This is a genomic window from Denitromonas halophila, from assembly GCF_007625155.1.
GTDB classification, from domain to species: domain Bacteria; phylum Pseudomonadota; class Gammaproteobacteria; order Burkholderiales; family Rhodocyclaceae; genus Nitrogeniibacter; species Nitrogeniibacter halophilus.
In genome coordinates this window covers 714,542-729,265 of record NZ_VMNK01000003.1, presented here as the reverse complement: position 1 = coordinate 729,265, position 14,724 = coordinate 714,542, and the positions used below count along the sequence as shown (strand labels likewise).

Here is a 14,724-nt window from a genome sequence, read left to right as displayed (position 1 = left end):
ACCGGCATCAGCCTGATTGCAGCCCGCGACGACATCGAGATGCAGGCGCAAAGCGACGAGATGAAGTTTCAAGCGCGCGACGATCTGGAGATGGTCTCGATCACCGAACACATCGACTTCGCCGCCGGCAAACGCATCGTGCTGGCCACCGAGGGCGGGGCGAGCATCACCATCGATGGCGGGATCACGGTCGAGTGCCCGGGCACGATTACGGTGCATGCGAGCAAGAAGAGCTTTGCCGGACCGACGCGTGGCGACTATGGACTACCGACATTCCCGCAAACCGTCTGCAAGGAGTGTCTGCTGGCAGCGATGAAAGCGGGATCCCCCTTCGCCACCATGCAGTAAGGACGGACGACACAATGCCCCGCTTCCTGCAAAACGCTCATCACGCCGGCCTTGCCACGCAATTGGTGCAGTGGCTGGCACACTGCGCCGACGCATCGCACGCCCCTTATGCCCTGGTCGATATGAGCATGCTCGACGCAAGCGCGCATCGCCATCTCGGCCGTGCAATTGGGCCGTCGACGCCGCTCCTCGCGGGCGGTCGCTACGCAGCATACGGCGAACTCGGACCTCGGCTATTCGCTCTGGGAGCAGTCGAGGCATCGGCACTTGAACGCCTGCTCTCGCTCACCGATGGCCACCCAGCGTTGTCGGTGCTTGAAGTCGCAACACGCGACGGAGCGCCCGAGTGTCACACGCTGCAGTGGCTGGCCGACGCGCAATGTGCCGACGACACCCGGCTCTACTGCCGCTACGCCGACACCCGCATCCTGCCCAATGTGCTTGGCATTCTTGATCCGGCACAAACGACACGGCTCGCCGACACGGCGCGTCGATGGGCCTGGGTCGCTCGTGACGGCACCCTACAGACGACGAATATCGCGCCAGCCAACGCCGCAGCCCCCCTCGGCGACGAAACCAGCATCCGCTTCAACGACGCGCAATTTGCCGCCCTCATGCAAACCGCCGAAGCCGATACGCTGTTCGACATGCTGAACGAGCACACCCCCGAAATCATCCCCAACGCCGAACCCGCCGCGCTGTGGCGCCGGCTTGACGCGCTGCTCGGCATTGCCCGCAGCCACGGCATCACCGACGCCCCCGATCAACGCCAGTTCATCACCCTCGCCTGGAGCGCATCCGAACACTTCCACACGCTCCCGGCCCTGGTACCGACCTTCGACGCAACCCGTCGCGGCACATTGCGATTTACCGATGCGCTGGCGAATTGGGACAATGACATCTGGGATCAAATCGAAGCCATGGCGGATGCTTCCGCCGTCGCCTCAGCATCGGAGCCGCAATGATTCACACCCTCATCCACCCCGCCCGATGGCGCGCCACGCTTTGCGCCTTGTTCGCGCTACTGACGCTGACCGCCTGCGATGTCACCAACGACGACCGGCCCGACCCGAACATCACGGCCAGTTCCTTGTCGCGCTACAACTTCAGCTCGGAGGGCGTTCAGGAGTTTTACGTTGATGGTGTCTGGGGTAGCGGCGTAGGCATTGGCAGCGGCGGGGGCTCGGTGTGCTGCGTGATGATTCCGAACAAGTGGCATGAGGGGCTGCAGGTGACGGTCGAGTGGCGACGAAGCGATTGTGGAGTACCAAAGTCATCGGAATGCACACTGGAAAACGTAGGGAACTGGCCCAAGAAAACTCTTAAGAAAACCGTCCCCATCGAGCCGTACGACGTGCTTGACGAAACCCAGGTGTTCTTCCTGCCGAACGACGAAATCAAGATTTATGTGACGGACAAGAGCCCTTGGCACGCAGGCCATCCGTCAAAACTCCTCTCCAAACTCGGAGACATCGACCAGCGCCCATTCACAGACGCAGAAATGAAGAGGTTCATGGAGCCATGAGCGCCACTACGCCCCCAACAAACCTCCCCGGTCTGCGCGCATTGTCTGCCCGAGAGCAAGCTCAGCGAGTTGCCGCCTACGGTTGTATCGCCGACACGAAGAAACCCAGCTGTCGACAGACCATTTGGGTCGGCATGTTCTTTGATGGCACCAATAACAACAAGCATCGCGACCAGGAGCTGATTCCGAACCCGAACGCGCGCAGCCATTCCAATGTTGTCGTGCTGCATGATGCGTTTCGAGATGAACGAAAAGAAGGCTATTACGCCTACTACGTCCCCGGTGTAGGGACGGCTTTTCCCGAGATCGGCGAGACGACTGAGTCCTCCAATGGTAAATCCATGGCCACCGGCGGCGAGGCCCGCTTGTACTGGGCCATGATCCAGCTCTACAACGCAGTCAATTGGGCCATCCATGGCCGCAACCTCATAGCGGCTGGCGAAGCCAAAACGTCCATCCGTAATCCAGACACCCTCAAAAATGGCTGGACGCTCTTCTCGGGCAAACGACGCGCTTTCTTCGAACAGGCGGAACGCCGTCTGCGGCAGTCCATCGCCCATCAGAAACCGGAAATCACACTGATCAACGTCTCGACCTTCGGTTTCTCTCGCGGGGCGGCGCAGGCGCGCGCCTGGGCGAACTGGGTTCTGGAATGCTGCAAGTCCGAGGCCGGTGCTTATACGTTTTGCGGCATCCCGATCCGTTTCCAGTTCATGGGCTTGTTCGATACCGTGGCCTCGGTGGGCCTGGCCGATTCGTCGCCGATTGGCGGTGATGGCTTGATGGACTGGGCGGACGGCAGCATGGCCATCTCACCGGCCATCGAGCGCTGTGTGCACTATGTGGCGGCACACGAAATCCGCAAGTCCTTCCCGCTGAGCACGGCGCGCGATGGCGCGGCCTATCCGGCCAATTGCGTTGAAGTGGTGTACCCAGGCGCGCATTCGGATGTGGGTGGTGGTTATGCACCGGGCGAACAGGGCAAGGCACCGGGCCGTCGGGCCTTGCTGGCCTCGCAGGTGCCGCTGGTGAATATGTATCTGGAAGCGCGCAAGTCAGGGGTGCCGCTGCTCGATCCCACGACGCTTGTAACTGAAAACAAGGACGAAGTCGTCGACGACCTCAAAATCGACCCCACCCTCGCCACCCGTTTCCGCGACTACACCGTCTGGTCCGCCGGCTCGGCGGCGAAGGTCGAAGACCTGTTGTTCAAGCACATGCGCCTTTACTGGCGTTGGCGCCTGCGCGTGGCGCCGCAGTTCAAGAAGCTGACCAGCTACCAGCGCGCCAATGCGCAAGACCGCGAAGACCTGACGGCGAGTGAGGGCGACTTCCAGCGCGACGTTGCCCGGGCAATGGAGCGCAAGCGCCGGAAAGACGACATGGAGCGACGCCGGACAATGCACCCAATACCCGGCCGCCAGCTACCGCCGGCAACATCGACACCCGTGTATCAGGCGGCCATCGATGAAGCGGCGCGCACCAGCGAGGTGCCCGAACCGGTGCATGCCTTCTTTGACGAGCATGTGCACGATTCACATGCGTCGTTCTATCTTGCCGGCCCCTTGGGCACCTACGACAGGGCCGAAAAGCTGCAGTTAACTAAGGATAAGCAGCGTCGCGGCGAAACGCTCACCGCGTTCGAGGGACGCATGCTGGCAGAGGACGCCAGATCTCCCGGCAGCTTCCCGGTGATGCAAGACTCGGACTATGAGGACCTGCTGGACATGGAGGACAAGATCACTGAACTGACGGTCAAGCGCATGACGGACACGCGGCGAGAGAGCGACGGCCATGTGCGCCGCCGGGTGGTGTTTGATCGGAGCTGATTCGCAATCATGGAGAACACCCTCACCGAAGCCCCACCACCACACAAGTGCCGACTGGGCGTAGCTGGATGGGCAACGAGTTTCGCACTGCTGATTTCGGTGCTGACGCTGGCTTTGACCCTAATCGGCTACGGGTACGATCTTGCGTACCTGGAACCCTTCGGCCTAAGCCCAGAAATGGTCGGACGGTCGCCGCTGGATTTTCTGATGCGCAGCTATCGGCCGTTGATGCACTGGACAGAGCCGATGGCCCGCATATGGAATCTGGGAACCTTTCTTTCATGGCTAGAATCGTGGTTATCAAGCCAAACAGTCCAGCTGCTGATGGCGGCACTTGGCATAACATTGACGATCGCCATCTACCTGACCCAGGCTTGGCGCCCAATCATCAGGCCAACACTCGGCCAAATGACCACAACACTCAGAGCACATCACTACATCGCGCCAGCCCTTCGGGTGTTTCGCCGGCTGACACCTTGTCGATCCAGACTATTGGGGTATCTCGGCTGGCTGGCAGTGCCGTTGGGTTTTGTTTCCGCCGCCAGCGCGGTGTATTTGATCACGAGCCTCGTGCTTTCCTTGCTGTTTGTCATGATCGTGTATATCCCTTCTCTGGGGGTATCCAGCGGAAGCGCCGATGCAAAGATCCAAGTGATAACTGCACAGACGTGTGATCTTCGCCAAGCCCGAGTGGCGCCATGCGTGCGTATTCGCGACGAGAATGGTGCAGGTGAAAACGTCCAAGGACGGTTAATCGATATCTCCGGCGGCCGCGCCTATCTCTTCGTCGCAAATACCGGAAGTGACGGCCGGCAATTTGTTTCGGTACCCCTTGATCACAAGACGGTCGAGTTAGTAGCAACGCTTCGCGTCACCGAACCCCATCCATAATGGCAAGAGCACCTATCAAATCCGCCGCCCCGCCGCCTCCCAGTAAGGCTCACGCAACTCCCGTTTGAGAATCTTGCCCGCTGCATTGCGCGGGAACTGGTCAAGAAAGCCGAGCGAGCTGAGGCGCTGATAGCGGGCGCCGACGCGGGTGTTGGTCCATTCGCGCAGTACCTCGGCGTCGATGTGCTGGCCGGCTTTCAGGGTGACGGCGGCGGCGGGGGTTTCGCCCCATTTTTCGTCGGGGATGCCGAACACCACGGCTTCGAGCACGGCGGGGTGCTGGATGAGGATTTCTTCGATGTCGCGCGGGTAAACCTTCACGCCACCGGAGTCGATCATGTCTTTTTTACGGTCGACCAGGCTCAGGTAGCCGTCCTTGTCCACGAAGCCGAGGTCGCCGGTGTACAGCCAGCCGTCGCGGATGGCGTCGGCGGTGAGGTCGTCGCGGCGGTAGTAGCCGGGCATGAGGATGGGGCCGCGGCCGACGATTTCGCCGATCTCACCGACCGCCGCGGTCTTGCCGTCTTCGCGCACGATCTTCATGTCGAAGAAGGGCGGCGGTACGCCGACGGTGCCGCGTTTGCGCTTGGCGTCGTCGCGGTCGAGGATGGTGACGAAGCCTTCGGTGAGGCCATACAGCTCGTAGAAGCGGCCGGGCAGCGCGGCTTCGAGAATGTCTTTGTGCGCCACCGACAGCGGCGCGCCGAGCGAGAGCAGCATCTCAAGCGACTGCAGGCGCGCGGGGTCGAAGTTGGGGGCGTTGAGCAGGGCGACGATCTGCGAGGGCACCATCATGGTGTGGGTGACGCCCTCGGCGGCGATGGTGTCGATCGTCGCGGCGGCGTCGAAGCGCTCGGCCAGCACGTAGCGGGCACCGAGCGTGAAGCTCGGCATGAGGGTGACGAAAGCACCGTTGAAGACGATGGCGCCGGTGTGCAGCACCACCGATTCCGGCCCCATGCGCCAGGCATTGGCGAACAGCGTGCCGTAATGGGCGCGGATACGGTGGGTGTGCACGATGCCCTTGGGCAGGCCGGTGGTGCCGCTGGTGTACATGATGTTGAACATGTCATCGGGCGCAATGTCGGCGCCAATGTTACGCTCGGAGCGCCCGGCGGTGAAGTCGGCGTAGGGCCGGCAGCCATCGGCCAGTGCACCGACCAGCACACAGCAGCGCAGCGAGGTGAGCCGCGGCTTGGCGGGCAGCAGGATGGCGGCGGTTTCGCGCGAGGCGAACACGGCCTTGGGCGCGGCGTTGCGCATCAGGGATTCGAGCCCGTGGGTGGTCAACAGGGGCGACAGGGGCACAACGACGGCGCCGAGCTTGGCACAAGCCCAGTAGATGTCGAGCAGCTCCAGGCAGTTGGGCAGCACGGTGGCGACACGGTCGCCCTTGTCGATGCCGGCCTCGCGCAAGGCATGGGCGAGGCGATTGACGCGCCGGTTGAACTGGTCCCAGCTCAGGCGTTGGTCGCCGAACACGATGGCCAGGTGGTCTGGGCGATAGCGCGCGTGATGCGCGATCAGTCCGTCGATCTGCATGATGTCTCCTCCTCCGTGGCGGGCGGCCTCTGCGGACCGCCTTTGCCGGTTATTTGATGGCTTCGAGAATGCTCACGTAGCTGGCCACGGCCGAGCCACCCATGTTGAAAACGGCGCCGAGCCGGGCGTCGGGCACCTGGATGTCACCGGCGCTGCCGGTCAGTTGCATGGCACTCATCACATGCATGGACACGCCGGTGGCGCCCACCGGATGCCCCTTGGCCTTGAGCCCGCCTGAGGGATTGATGGGCAGACGGCCATCGCGGCGGCTGACGCCATCGAGAATCACCCGCGCGCCCTCGCCCTGTTGCGCCAGGCCCATGGCTTCGTAGCTGAGCAGTTCGGCGATGGTGAAGCAGTCGTGCACCTCGGCGAAGGCCAGATCATCCAGACGCGCGCCAGCGGCGGTCATCGCTTGGGCAAAGGCGCGACGCGGTCCCTCGAAGGCGATCACATCGCGCATCGACATGGGCAGGTAGTCGGTGACCTGGGCGGTGGCGCGAAAGCCCACGGCTTTCCGAAAATCGCCAATCCGCTCGGGCGCGACCACGATCATCGCTGCGGCGCCGTCGGCCACCGTCGAGCAGTCCGACACCTTGAGCGGCGGCGCCACCATGCGGTTGCGCTCGGACGCATGCCGGCAGTAGTCGAAGCCGAGATCCTTGCGGATGTGGGCATACGGGTTGAGCGCACCGTTGGCGTGGTTCTTGGCGGCGATGTGGGCCAGCGCGTCGAGCTGTTCGCCGTAGCGGTCGAAGTAGGCCTGGGCCATCTGCGCAAAGATGCCGGGGAAGCTCAGCTGCCCCTCCTCGGGCTGATAGCTGCACCCAGCCAGCACGCAAGCCACCTCGGGGGTGGTGAGCGCGTTCATCTTTTCGGCGCCGATCACCAGCGCGATCTGGCTGCGCCCGGCCGCGATGCGGTCGAGCGCGCCGTGCAAGGCAGCCGAACCGCTGGCGCAGGCGTTCTCGTAGCGCGTAGCGGGCTTGAAGCGCAGATCCGGCGCGGCCTGCAGCGGCAGGGCGGCTGGAAAAGACTGGGCGTCGAAACCCCCCAGATTGCCGATGTGGATCGAATCCACATCGTCCGCTGCGACGCCAGCATCCGCCAGCGCCTCGGTCGTCACCCGCAACACCAGGGATTCAAGCGTTTCCTCATCGAGCCGGCCAAAACGCGTGTGCGCCCAGCCGACCATTGCCGCCTGCATCTTCATCGCGGCGCCCTTAAATGGTGAGGCCGCCGGAGACTTCCAGCACCGCGCCGTTCATGTAGCTGGCGTCCTTCGACAACAAAAAGGCGGCCACCGCAGCAATCTCGGCCGGCTCACCCATGCGGCCCAGTGGCACTTCGGATTCCATGCTCTTGAGCACGTTCTCTGGCATCGAGGCCAGAATCGGCGTGGCAATGAAGCCCGGGCAGATCGCGTTGCTGCGCACGCCCTTGCGGCCCAACTCCTTGGCCCAGGTTTTGGTCATGCCGAGCACGCCCGCTTTGGCGGCAGCGTAGTTGGTCTGGCCGAAGTTGCCATACACGCCCACCACCGACGAGATGTTCACAATAGACCCGCTGCCCTGCGCCAGAAAGGTATCGACGAAAGCGCGCGTGCAGTTATAGACGCCCTTGAGGTTCACGCCGATGACGCGGTCCCACTGTTCTTCGCTCATCTTCTTGAGCTGGGCGTCGGCGACGATGCCAGCGTTGTTGACCAGGCCGTCGATGCGGCCGAAGGCGGCCACCACCTCAGCGGCCGCGGCATTCACCGCGGCGCTATCGGCCACGTTCACCGCCCAACCGCTGGCCGTCACGTTGCAGGTCTCGCTCAATTCAGCGGCTTTGGCCTTGGCAGCATCAGCGTCCAGATCCCACACCGCGATGGCCGCACCTTCGGCCGCGCAGCGTCGGGCGATGGCTTCGCCAATGCCCTGGGCCGCACCCGTCACAACCACCACTTTATCTTTCAAATTCATTTGCTTGTCCTCGTCAAGATCGCTGCATGGCGTGCAGTATCAGCGGACCTTATCACCCCATAAAAGCAGAACAAAGCGCATACTCACCGCATCGTTGTGCGTATTTGCACAACACGCCGGAGTGACCCGTGGACATTGACTGGACAGATTTTCGGCACTTTCTGGAGGTCGCCCGCACTGGCACGCTGACCGCCGCCAGCGCCCGCCTCGGGGTCGATCACACCACCGTGGCGCGACGCCTGTCTCGGCTGGAAACCGCGCTCGGCGCCACGCTGTTCGACCGCCGTCGCGATGGCTATGTGCTGACCGACACCGGCCAGGCACTGCAGGCCCACGCCGAGGCCATGGAGAGCGCGGCGCTGGGGGCGGAGGAATCTGCCGGGGGCGTGGGCGGCGCAATTGCCGGTGCGGTGCGCCTCGGGGTGCCCGAGGTGTTCGGCACACGGGTGCTGACCCCGCGCCTGCCCGCGCTCTTGAGCGACCACCCGGACCTGTCGGTCGAGTTGCTGCTGCAGCACCGCTTTGTGAGTCTGGCCAGCCGCGAGGTCGACCTGGCCGTGACGCTGGAACCACCCACCAGCGGGCGCTACGTGATCAGCCGGCTGACGGCGTTTCGCTATGTGCTCTACGCTTCGCCGGCCTATCTGGCGCAGCATCCGCCGATTCACAGTCGCGCCGATCTGGCGGGTCATGCCTTCATCGATTACGTGCAGGATCAGTTGATGAGCGACGAATTGCGCTATCTGGATCGGCTGGTGCACGCGCCCCGGCGGGTGTTCTCCTGCACCGGCATGCTGGCGCAAGCGCAGGCGGCCGAGGCGGGCCTGGGTCTGGCCATGCTCGCCCCGTATGCCGTGCCTGCCAACAGCCCGCTGGTGCAGGTGCTGCCCGGCGAAATCGTGGCCCACAGCGTGCTATGGCTGGCCGCGCCTGCCGACCTCTTTCGCCTGCGCCGGGTGCGTGTGGTGTGGGACTTCCTGCGCGCGCTCGTCACCGAATCGCCAGCGCTGTTTGGCGAGCCCGCACCTGACTGATCCGGCGCGCCGATCAACCCATGCCGTGTCGGCGCATCCAGCCCCGTACGTCTTCGCCCGCACCACGATCTTCCAGGCGCTGAACGTTGAGCAACATATTCTCAACCATGGCGTGGGCGGCGATGGCGGTCATCAGCTCAAGACGGGCCTCGACATCCAGCCCGCCCTCGGTCAGCTTGCGGTCAACTTCGCAAAAGTGGTTGGCCATCAGGCAACGGGCGTCATGCTCGTCGATGGACAGCATGCCGAAGTCGAGCGGGTCTTCGCGTTCGATGTCTTCCATCAGCACTTCCACGGTTTCCGGGGTCATGGCGTCGCTCCTCACGGTGGGCACACCGGTTATGACGCCCAAAACGCCAATAAGCTCCCGGGCTGCGCTCAGCGCTTGCCGCGCGCCATCACCAGCACCCCGCCCACCACCATCGCGCCGCCCGCCAGCTGGGCGACACCGATGGCCTCGTCGAGCATCACGGCACCCAGGCCGAGCGTCACGATCGGACCGAGGCTGCCAGTCAGGGCCACCGGCCCGGCGCCGATGCGGCGGATCGCCGCGCTCACACACCAGATCGGCAATACGGTGGAAAACAACGCCATGGCAATCGCCAAGCCATAGACCTGCCAAGGCTGATCCAGCGTGCTTATCGGCCGCAGCAGCAGAAACTGACCGATGCTGAGCGCGCAGGCCACTGTCGACGCCCAGGCCGTGACCCGTGCCGCACCGAGTCGGCCCACCACCTGACCATTGCCCATCAGGTAGAGCGCATAGGCCACCGCGCTGCCAAACACCAACACGCTGCCGTTCATCACATCGGTCGTATCGTCACTCAGCGCCAGATCGTGGGCGACCGCAAAGGCCACGCCGACATAGCACAACACCAGCGCAACCACGGTTCGATGGGTCAGCGGCTTGCCGAGGAACAGTGCCGACAGGATCACCACGATGCTCGGATACGCAAACAGGATCAGCCGCTCCAGCGCGGCAGTGATGTAACCCAGACCGAGAAAATCCAGATAGCTGGCCAGGTAGTAGCCCGACAGCCCGAGCAGGAACAGCGCGCGCCAGTCGCGCCAGCCCAGCGGCGCCATCGCGCGCCGGCTGCCGTGCCAACCCATGAACAGAAAGAATGGCAGGCTGAACAGCATGCGCAAGGCCAGCAGGGTTTCAGCATCGACGCCATGCCGATAGGCCAGCTTGACCAGGATCGCCTTGAACGAGAAGCCCACAGCCGCCAATACGCCGAGCACGAGGCCAGCAAGAGGCAGACGGGCGGCATGGACTGATGAATCGGGCGACATCTCTCACGTGACTCCAACCTGAAGCGAGCGCCCATTTAGCCACCATCGACCCCATCGAACAATTGCTAAAATGCCAAGTCCGAGTTCGTCAAATACGAAACCCATGCGCTACGACCTGGTGGATCTGAAACTTTTCGTCGCCGTCGCCGACGCGGGCAGTCTGTTGCGTGGTGCCCGCCAGTGTCATCTGGCCACCTCGTCGGCGAGTCATCGCATTGCCAGGCTGGAGGCCTCGGTGGGCACCCTATTGCTTGAAAGAAGACCTCACGGCATGGCGCTCACGGCCGCAGGCGAGTTGATGCGCGAAGGCGCGCGACAGACGCTTGCGCGACTTGAACAAATGCACGCCGATTTGCTGCCCTATGCCAGCGGAGCGCGTGCGCAGGTTTCGATCAGGGCAAACACCACCGCCACCAACATCTTCCTGCCCGACGACCTGGCAGAGTACCTCCGCCAACAGCCGCAGGTCCGGATTACGCTGAAGGAGGCGGCCAGCCCGGACATCGTGCGTGCCGTCGCCTCGGGCGAAGCGCAGATTGGCGTGCTAGGCGGCGACGTCAGCACCGGGGACCTGCATGTACAACCCTACCGCCAGGATCGCCTGGTGCTCGTCGTACCCCCCGGAGACGCATTGGCCAGCCGGGCACGGATACGCTTTTCCGAGGTGGTAGACGCCCCCTTCATCACCTTGCACACCGGGACCGGCGTTCACACCTTCATCATGAACAAGGCGGCCGAGCTTGGCCGCCATCTCGACGTCCGTATTCAGGTACACGGCTTCGAAGCCGTGTTGGCCATGGTCTCGGCCGGGGTTGGCTGCGGCTTGGTGCTGCAGTCGACACTGACCCAGATGCCGCGGCCGCAGCGCGTGGTCTCTCTCGCGCTTGAAGACGACTGGGCACCTCGCCAGTTGCGGCTCTGCGTGCGCGACCCAGCCAAACTGTCGCACCACGCACGGGCGCTATTCGCATTGCTTGCCGCTCACAACACCATCTGATTCCGCACCAGTGACACGCTCCGTTCGCCGTGACCTGCGACGCTACGCTCAATCACGCACCTTTTTAAAGGTTGAACATCTTGATGCCGCTATTGCAAAAAAGGACGCATTCCAAATGCGTCCGGTACGCCCCAGCCAGAGAGTTTGATTGATTCCGTTGCTGGTGAAACACACCAGCCTTCTCTTCCCGATTTACTGGAGAATTGCGATGCAAAAAATCCGCATCGGCATGATCGGCGCCGGTGAAACCGGCACTCCCCTTCTACGTCAGCTACTGGATGCGAGTTTCGTTGAACTTGTCGGCGTAGCAGATCTGTCGAACGATCAACCTGGCATGCAGCTGGCCCACGACCGCGGCGTACACACAACCAACGACTTCATGGACATCGGCCGCATGGATGCGGCGGTGGACATCATCATCGACGCCACCGGTGTTGCCCAGGTGCGCGACAGCCTGCGCCGCCACTTCCAGGCCAGTGGCAATCACCACACGGTGATCATGCACGAGACCATCCTGCTGCTGATGATGTCGCTATCTCAGGGCCAGTTGGTAAGCGGCAAACACGGCGCCCGCGACTACGACTGAGCCGCGTACCGCATCCTCGACTCACGGCTCGCTCTGTGCGGGCCATTTTTTTGCGCTCCCGCGCACTACCAAATCAAGCATCGTCGCGATAAGCCGCAATATCAAAACGCGGGCTGCAGACCGCGAGAAAGATCAGATCAACCGCGGCGGCATTGCGAATGCGCTGGCGCTGCCCCGGCAGAATCACCACCGTGTCGCCGGCGGCCACCCGACGCGCCGGCGCGTCACCCACCCACACCTCGCCCTCGCCGGACTCGATCAGATAGCGCTCGGTAATGCCGGCCAGCACATGCCAGCGGGTGGTGACCCCGACCGGCACCCGCGCACGGGCGACCGACACGGCCGGATCGTCGGCGCGGTTGTGCCACTCGGTAATGAAACAGCCTTCTTCAAAGTAATATTCGTCCGCCATGGGCCTATCCCTCCTGAACTCCGTCAGAAACGATACGCCCACGACGCTTACAACGGGCGTTCGACGCTCAACGCACCCCGTATCTGCCCTTTCGAATAACCGGTGGCGCGGTCCTGCGGGTAGGTCTTGGCCAGCTCGGCCTTGATCTCCGGCGCGATGTCGGCCGGGTCGCCATGGCAGCTCAGGCACACGTCGCCCACTGGGATGGCGCGCATGTAACGGAACATCGACTTGCCATCGGCCTGCGTGACCACCTCGCCCACTTCCAGCGCGGTGGCTGGCTCGCCCGCGGCGGCGCGCAGGTCGAAGGAGGTCAGCTGCGCGGTCTCCCAGGCGTCGGGGGTGCCGCGCTCAGGGTTGCGCGTCTTCAGGCTGACCCGCCGCATCGTCCAGCCGAGTTCCTCAGCCCGTGCCTTGAGCAGCGCGGGGGCTTTCTCCTTGCACACCGGAATGGCACCGGCCACACCCTTGTCGGCGACGGTGTCCTGCATCATCTTGACCACTTTGGGCAGCACCGGCAGGGCTTTTTCGCGGGTGTCGAGTTTGAGGGCGTCAATGTCTTGGGCGACAGCGCTTCCGGCCATCAGCAGACCCGTACAGAGGATGAGGGATCGCATGCGCATCTCCATTAGATAAAACTAATATTCTACCGCCAATAGATGATGCGCACATGAAAAAGGCAGGCCATCGGCCTGCCTTCGGGTGCGTCAAACCGTCGCAGCTCAGCGCCGAGTGCTGCCGCCGAGGATGGAACCGAGCACACCGCGGATGATCGCCCGCCCGACCTGCGTACCGATGCTTCGGGCCGCGCTCTTGGCGGCCGACTCGATGATGCTGTCCGAACGACTGGACTTGCCGCCCCCCAACATGCCACCGAGCATGCCGCCCAGCCCGCCGAACAGTCCGCCACCCTCATCGGCGGCGGGTGCGTTGGCCGCTGCGGGGGCGTCGGCCTCGGCTTTTTCCTGACCAAAACCGGCCTGAATCTTTTCGAAGGCCGATTCGCGGTCGAGCGCTTTTTCGTAGTGCCCGTAGAGCAGCGAGCCTCGAATGGTCTGTCCGCGCTCGGCGTCGGTCATGGGACCGAGCCGCGAGCCCGGCGCGATGACGAAACAGCGCTCGGTGATGTTGGGGCGGCCTTTTTCGTCGAGGAAGGAAATCAGCGCCTCGCCCACGCCCAGCTCGGTGATGGCCTCGGCCGCATCGAAGGCCGGGTTGGCGCGCATGGTGTCGGCGGCGGTCTTGACCGCTTTCTGGTCGCGCGGAGTAAAAGCACGCAAGGCATGCTGAACACGGTTGCCAAGCTGGCCGAGGACCGAATCGGGCACATCGAGCGGATTCTGGGTAACAAAGTAGACGCCGACGCCCTTGGAGCGGATCAGCCGCACCACCTGCTCGACCTTTTCGAGCAGGGCCTTGGGTGCGTCGTTGAACAGCAGATGAGCTTCGTCGAAGAAGAACACCAGCTTTGGTTTGTCGGGATCGCCCACTTCGGGCAACTGCTCAAATAACTCGGCGAGCAGCCACAGCAGGAAGGTGGAGTAGAGCTTGGGGTTGTTGTAGAGCTTGTCGGCGGCCAGCACGTTGATCACGCCACGACCGTCGGCACCGGTCTGCATCAGGTCGGCGATGTCGAGCATCGGCTCGCCGAAGAACACATCCCCGCCCTGCTCCTCAATCATCAGCAATCCGCGCTGGATGGCGCCGATCGAGGCGGTGGAGACGTTGCCGTACTGCGTCTTGATGGTCTTGGCGTTGTCGCCAACGAACTGCACCATGGCGCGCAGGTCTTTGAGATCGAGCAGCAACAGGCCATTGTCGTCCGCCACCTTGAACACGATCTGCAGCACGCCGCTCTGGGTGTCGTTGAGGTTGAGCAGTCGTGACAGCAGCAGCGGACCCATGTCGGACACGGTGGCGCGCACCGGGTGACCGGACTCGCCGAAGACGTCCCAGAACACCGCGGCGTTCTGCACCGGCTCGAAGGTCTCGATGCCGATCGCATTGAGCCGCTTCATCAGCTTTTCAGAGGCCGTGCCAGCCACGCCGATACCCGACAGATCGCCTTTGACGTCGGCCAGAAACACCGGCACGCCAATGCTGGCAAAGGATTCAGCCAGGCGCTGCAGGGTGACCGTCTTGCCGGTGCCGGTGGCGCCGGTGATCAGTCCGTGACGGTTAGCCAGGCGTGGCAACAGGGCAACATCGCGGCCGTCGGCCTTGGCGATAAGAAGCGGTTCGGTCATGAGCAGAATCCGGACGTGGGGATCGTCATAGTCTAGCCCAGGCCGGGGCGA

The 14,724-nt window shown here is 63.3% G+C and carries 16 protein-coding genes; 8 read left to right on the top strand and 8 right to left on the bottom strand.

What is annotated here, in order from left to right:
- From FHP91_RS05560 to FHP91_RS05540, 5 genes are all read left to right on the top strand, one after another.
- Positions 1-348: DUF2345 domain-containing protein (locus FHP91_RS05560; RefSeq protein WP_144308613.1), on the top strand; the 348-nt coding region annotated here is incomplete at its 5' end.
- A gap of 14 nt (positions 349-362) precedes the next feature.
- A complete protein-coding gene (locus tag FHP91_RS05555; RefSeq protein WP_144175852.1) occupies positions 363-1,313 on the top strand; it encodes a DUF4123 domain-containing protein in 951 nt (316 codons plus the stop codon).
- Positions 1,310-1,873 carry a DUF3304 domain-containing protein gene (locus tag FHP91_RS05550; RefSeq protein ID WP_144175855.1) on the top strand — a complete coding sequence of 188 codons (564 nt, stop codon included), beginning with the start codon at positions 1,310-1,312 and terminating at the stop codon, positions 1,871-1,873. The genes FHP91_RS05555 and FHP91_RS05550 overlap by 4 nt, the downstream gene beginning before the upstream one ends.
- A complete protein-coding gene (locus tag FHP91_RS05545) occupies positions 1,774-3,702 on the top strand; it encodes a T6SS phospholipase effector Tle1-like catalytic domain-containing protein (RefSeq protein ID WP_144308612.1) in 1,929 nt (642 codons plus the stop codon). The genes FHP91_RS05550 and FHP91_RS05545 overlap by 100 nt, the downstream gene beginning before the upstream one ends.
- Positions 3,703-3,711: 9 nt before the next feature.
- Entirely contained in the window at positions 3,712-4,593 is an 882-nt protein-coding gene (locus tag FHP91_RS05540; RefSeq protein ID WP_144308611.1) for a hypothetical protein, read from the top strand.
- A gap of 15 nt (positions 4,594-4,608) precedes the next feature.
- Here the strand turns inward: FHP91_RS05540 and FHP91_RS05535 are convergent, their stop codons facing one another.
- From FHP91_RS05535 to fabG, 3 genes are read right to left on the bottom strand one after another with little or no spacing between them, the layout of a single operon-like run.
- Positions 4,609-6,135 (bottom strand): class I adenylate-forming enzyme family protein, encoded by a 1,527-nt coding sequence (locus FHP91_RS05535; protein WP_144308610.1) that lies wholly within the window; start codon positions 6,133-6,135, stop codon positions 4,609-4,611.
- Positions 6,136-6,184: 49 nt separating this feature from the next.
- A complete protein-coding gene (locus tag FHP91_RS05530; RefSeq protein ID WP_246116224.1) occupies positions 6,185-7,348 on the bottom strand; it encodes an acetyl-CoA acetyltransferase in 1,164 nt (387 codons plus the stop codon).
- 10 nt (positions 7,349-7,358) lie between these two features.
- A complete protein-coding gene (fabG, locus tag FHP91_RS05525) occupies positions 7,359-8,102 on the bottom strand; it encodes a 3-oxoacyl-ACP reductase FabG (protein ID WP_144308609.1) in 744 nt (247 codons plus the stop codon).
- 128 nt (positions 8,103-8,230) lie between these two features.
- Here fabG and FHP91_RS05520 point away from each other — a divergent pair, with 128 nt between their 5' ends.
- Positions 8,231-9,136 carry a LysR family transcriptional regulator gene (locus tag FHP91_RS05520; RefSeq protein WP_144308608.1) on the top strand — a complete coding sequence of 302 codons (906 nt, stop codon included), beginning with the start codon at positions 8,231-8,233 and terminating at the stop codon, positions 9,134-9,136.
- Between the two features lie 13 nt (positions 9,137-9,149).
- Here the strand turns inward: FHP91_RS05520 and FHP91_RS05515 are convergent, their stop codons facing one another.
- Both FHP91_RS05515 and FHP91_RS05510 read right to left on the bottom strand, forming a co-directional pair.
- On the bottom strand, positions 9,150-9,446 hold the full coding sequence (locus tag FHP91_RS05515; protein WP_144308607.1) for a hypothetical protein: 297 nt from the start codon (positions 9,444-9,446) through the stop codon (positions 9,150-9,152).
- A gap of 68 nt (positions 9,447-9,514) precedes the next feature.
- Positions 9,515-10,432, bottom strand: coding sequence for a DMT family transporter (locus tag FHP91_RS05510; protein WP_144308606.1), 918 nt, complete (start codon positions 10,430-10,432; stop codon positions 9,515-9,517).
- Between the two features lie 103 nt (positions 10,433-10,535).
- Between FHP91_RS05510 and FHP91_RS05505 the strand changes: the two genes are divergently transcribed.
- Together FHP91_RS05505 and FHP91_RS05500 are read left to right on the top strand one after the other, a co-directional pair.
- Entirely contained in the window at positions 10,536-11,429 is an 894-nt protein-coding gene (locus FHP91_RS05505; RefSeq protein WP_144308605.1) for a LysR family transcriptional regulator, read from the top strand.
- Positions 11,430-11,577: 148 nt separating this feature from the next.
- Complete coding sequence (locus FHP91_RS05500) at positions 11,578-12,015, top strand: oxidoreductase (protein ID WP_246116223.1); 438 nt, start codon at positions 11,578-11,580, stop codon at positions 12,013-12,015.
- Between the two features lie 73 nt (positions 12,016-12,088).
- Here the strand turns inward: FHP91_RS05500 and FHP91_RS05495 are convergent, their stop codons facing one another.
- From FHP91_RS05495 to FHP91_RS05485, 3 genes are all read right to left on the bottom strand, one after another.
- Positions 12,089-12,427, bottom strand: coding sequence for a cupin domain-containing protein (locus FHP91_RS05495; RefSeq protein ID WP_144308604.1), 339 nt, complete (start codon positions 12,425-12,427; stop codon positions 12,089-12,091).
- Between the two features lie 47 nt (positions 12,428-12,474).
- Positions 12,475-13,044, bottom strand: coding sequence for a Tll0287-like domain-containing protein (locus tag FHP91_RS05490; protein ID WP_222105115.1), 570 nt, complete (start codon positions 13,042-13,044; stop codon positions 12,475-12,477).
- A 105-nt stretch (positions 13,045-13,149) separates the two neighbouring features.
- Positions 13,150-14,673 carry a helicase HerA-like domain-containing protein gene (locus FHP91_RS05485; RefSeq protein WP_144308602.1) on the bottom strand — a complete coding sequence of 508 codons (1,524 nt, stop codon included), beginning with the start codon at positions 14,671-14,673 and terminating at the stop codon, positions 13,150-13,152.
- Between the last annotated feature and the right edge of the window lie 51 nt (positions 14,674-14,724).

What these genes read in the sequence shown, in the direction of transcription:
- FHP91_RS05555 (WP_144175852.1), top strand. Translation starts at nt 363, where the DNA reads ATGCCCCGCTTCCTGCAAAACGCTCATCACGCCGGCCTTGCCACGCAA.
- FHP91_RS05550 (WP_144175855.1), top strand. Translation starts at nt 1,310, where the DNA reads ATGATTCACACCCTCATCCACCCCGCCCGATGGCGCGCCACGCTTTGC.
- FHP91_RS05540 (WP_144308611.1), top strand. Translation starts at nt 3,712, where the DNA reads ATGGAGAACACCCTCACCGAAGCCCCACCACCACACAAGTGCCGACTG.
- FHP91_RS05535 (WP_144308610.1), bottom strand. Translation starts at nt 6,135, where the DNA reads ATGCAGATCGACGGACTGATCGCGCATCACGCGCGCTATCGCCCAGAC.
- FHP91_RS05530 (WP_246116224.1), bottom strand. Translation starts at nt 7,348, where the DNA reads ATGAAGATGCAGGCGGCAATGGTCGGCTGGGCGCACACGCGTTTTGGC.
- fabG (WP_144308609.1), bottom strand. Translation starts at nt 8,102, where the DNA reads ATGAATTTGAAAGATAAAGTGGTGGTTGTGACGGGTGCGGCCCAGGGC.
- FHP91_RS05515 (WP_144308607.1), bottom strand. Translation starts at nt 9,446, where the DNA reads ATGACCCCGGAAACCGTGGAAGTGCTGATGGAAGACATCGAACGCGAA.
- FHP91_RS05510 (WP_144308606.1), bottom strand. Translation starts at nt 10,432, where the DNA reads ATGTCGCCCGATTCATCAGTCCATGCCGCCCGTCTGCCTCTTGCTGGC.
- FHP91_RS05505 (WP_144308605.1), top strand. Translation starts at nt 10,536, where the DNA reads ATGCGCTACGACCTGGTGGATCTGAAACTTTTCGTCGCCGTCGCCGAC.
- FHP91_RS05495 (WP_144308604.1), bottom strand. Translation starts at nt 12,427, where the DNA reads ATGGCGGACGAATATTACTTTGAAGAAGGCTGTTTCATTACCGAGTGG.
- FHP91_RS05490 (WP_222105115.1), bottom strand. Translation starts at nt 13,044, where the DNA reads ATGCGATCCCTCATCCTCTGTACGGGTCTGCTGATGGCCGGAAGCGCT.
- FHP91_RS05485 (WP_144308602.1), bottom strand. Translation starts at nt 14,673, where the DNA reads ATGACCGAACCGCTTCTTATCGCCAAGGCCGACGGCCGCGATGTTGCC.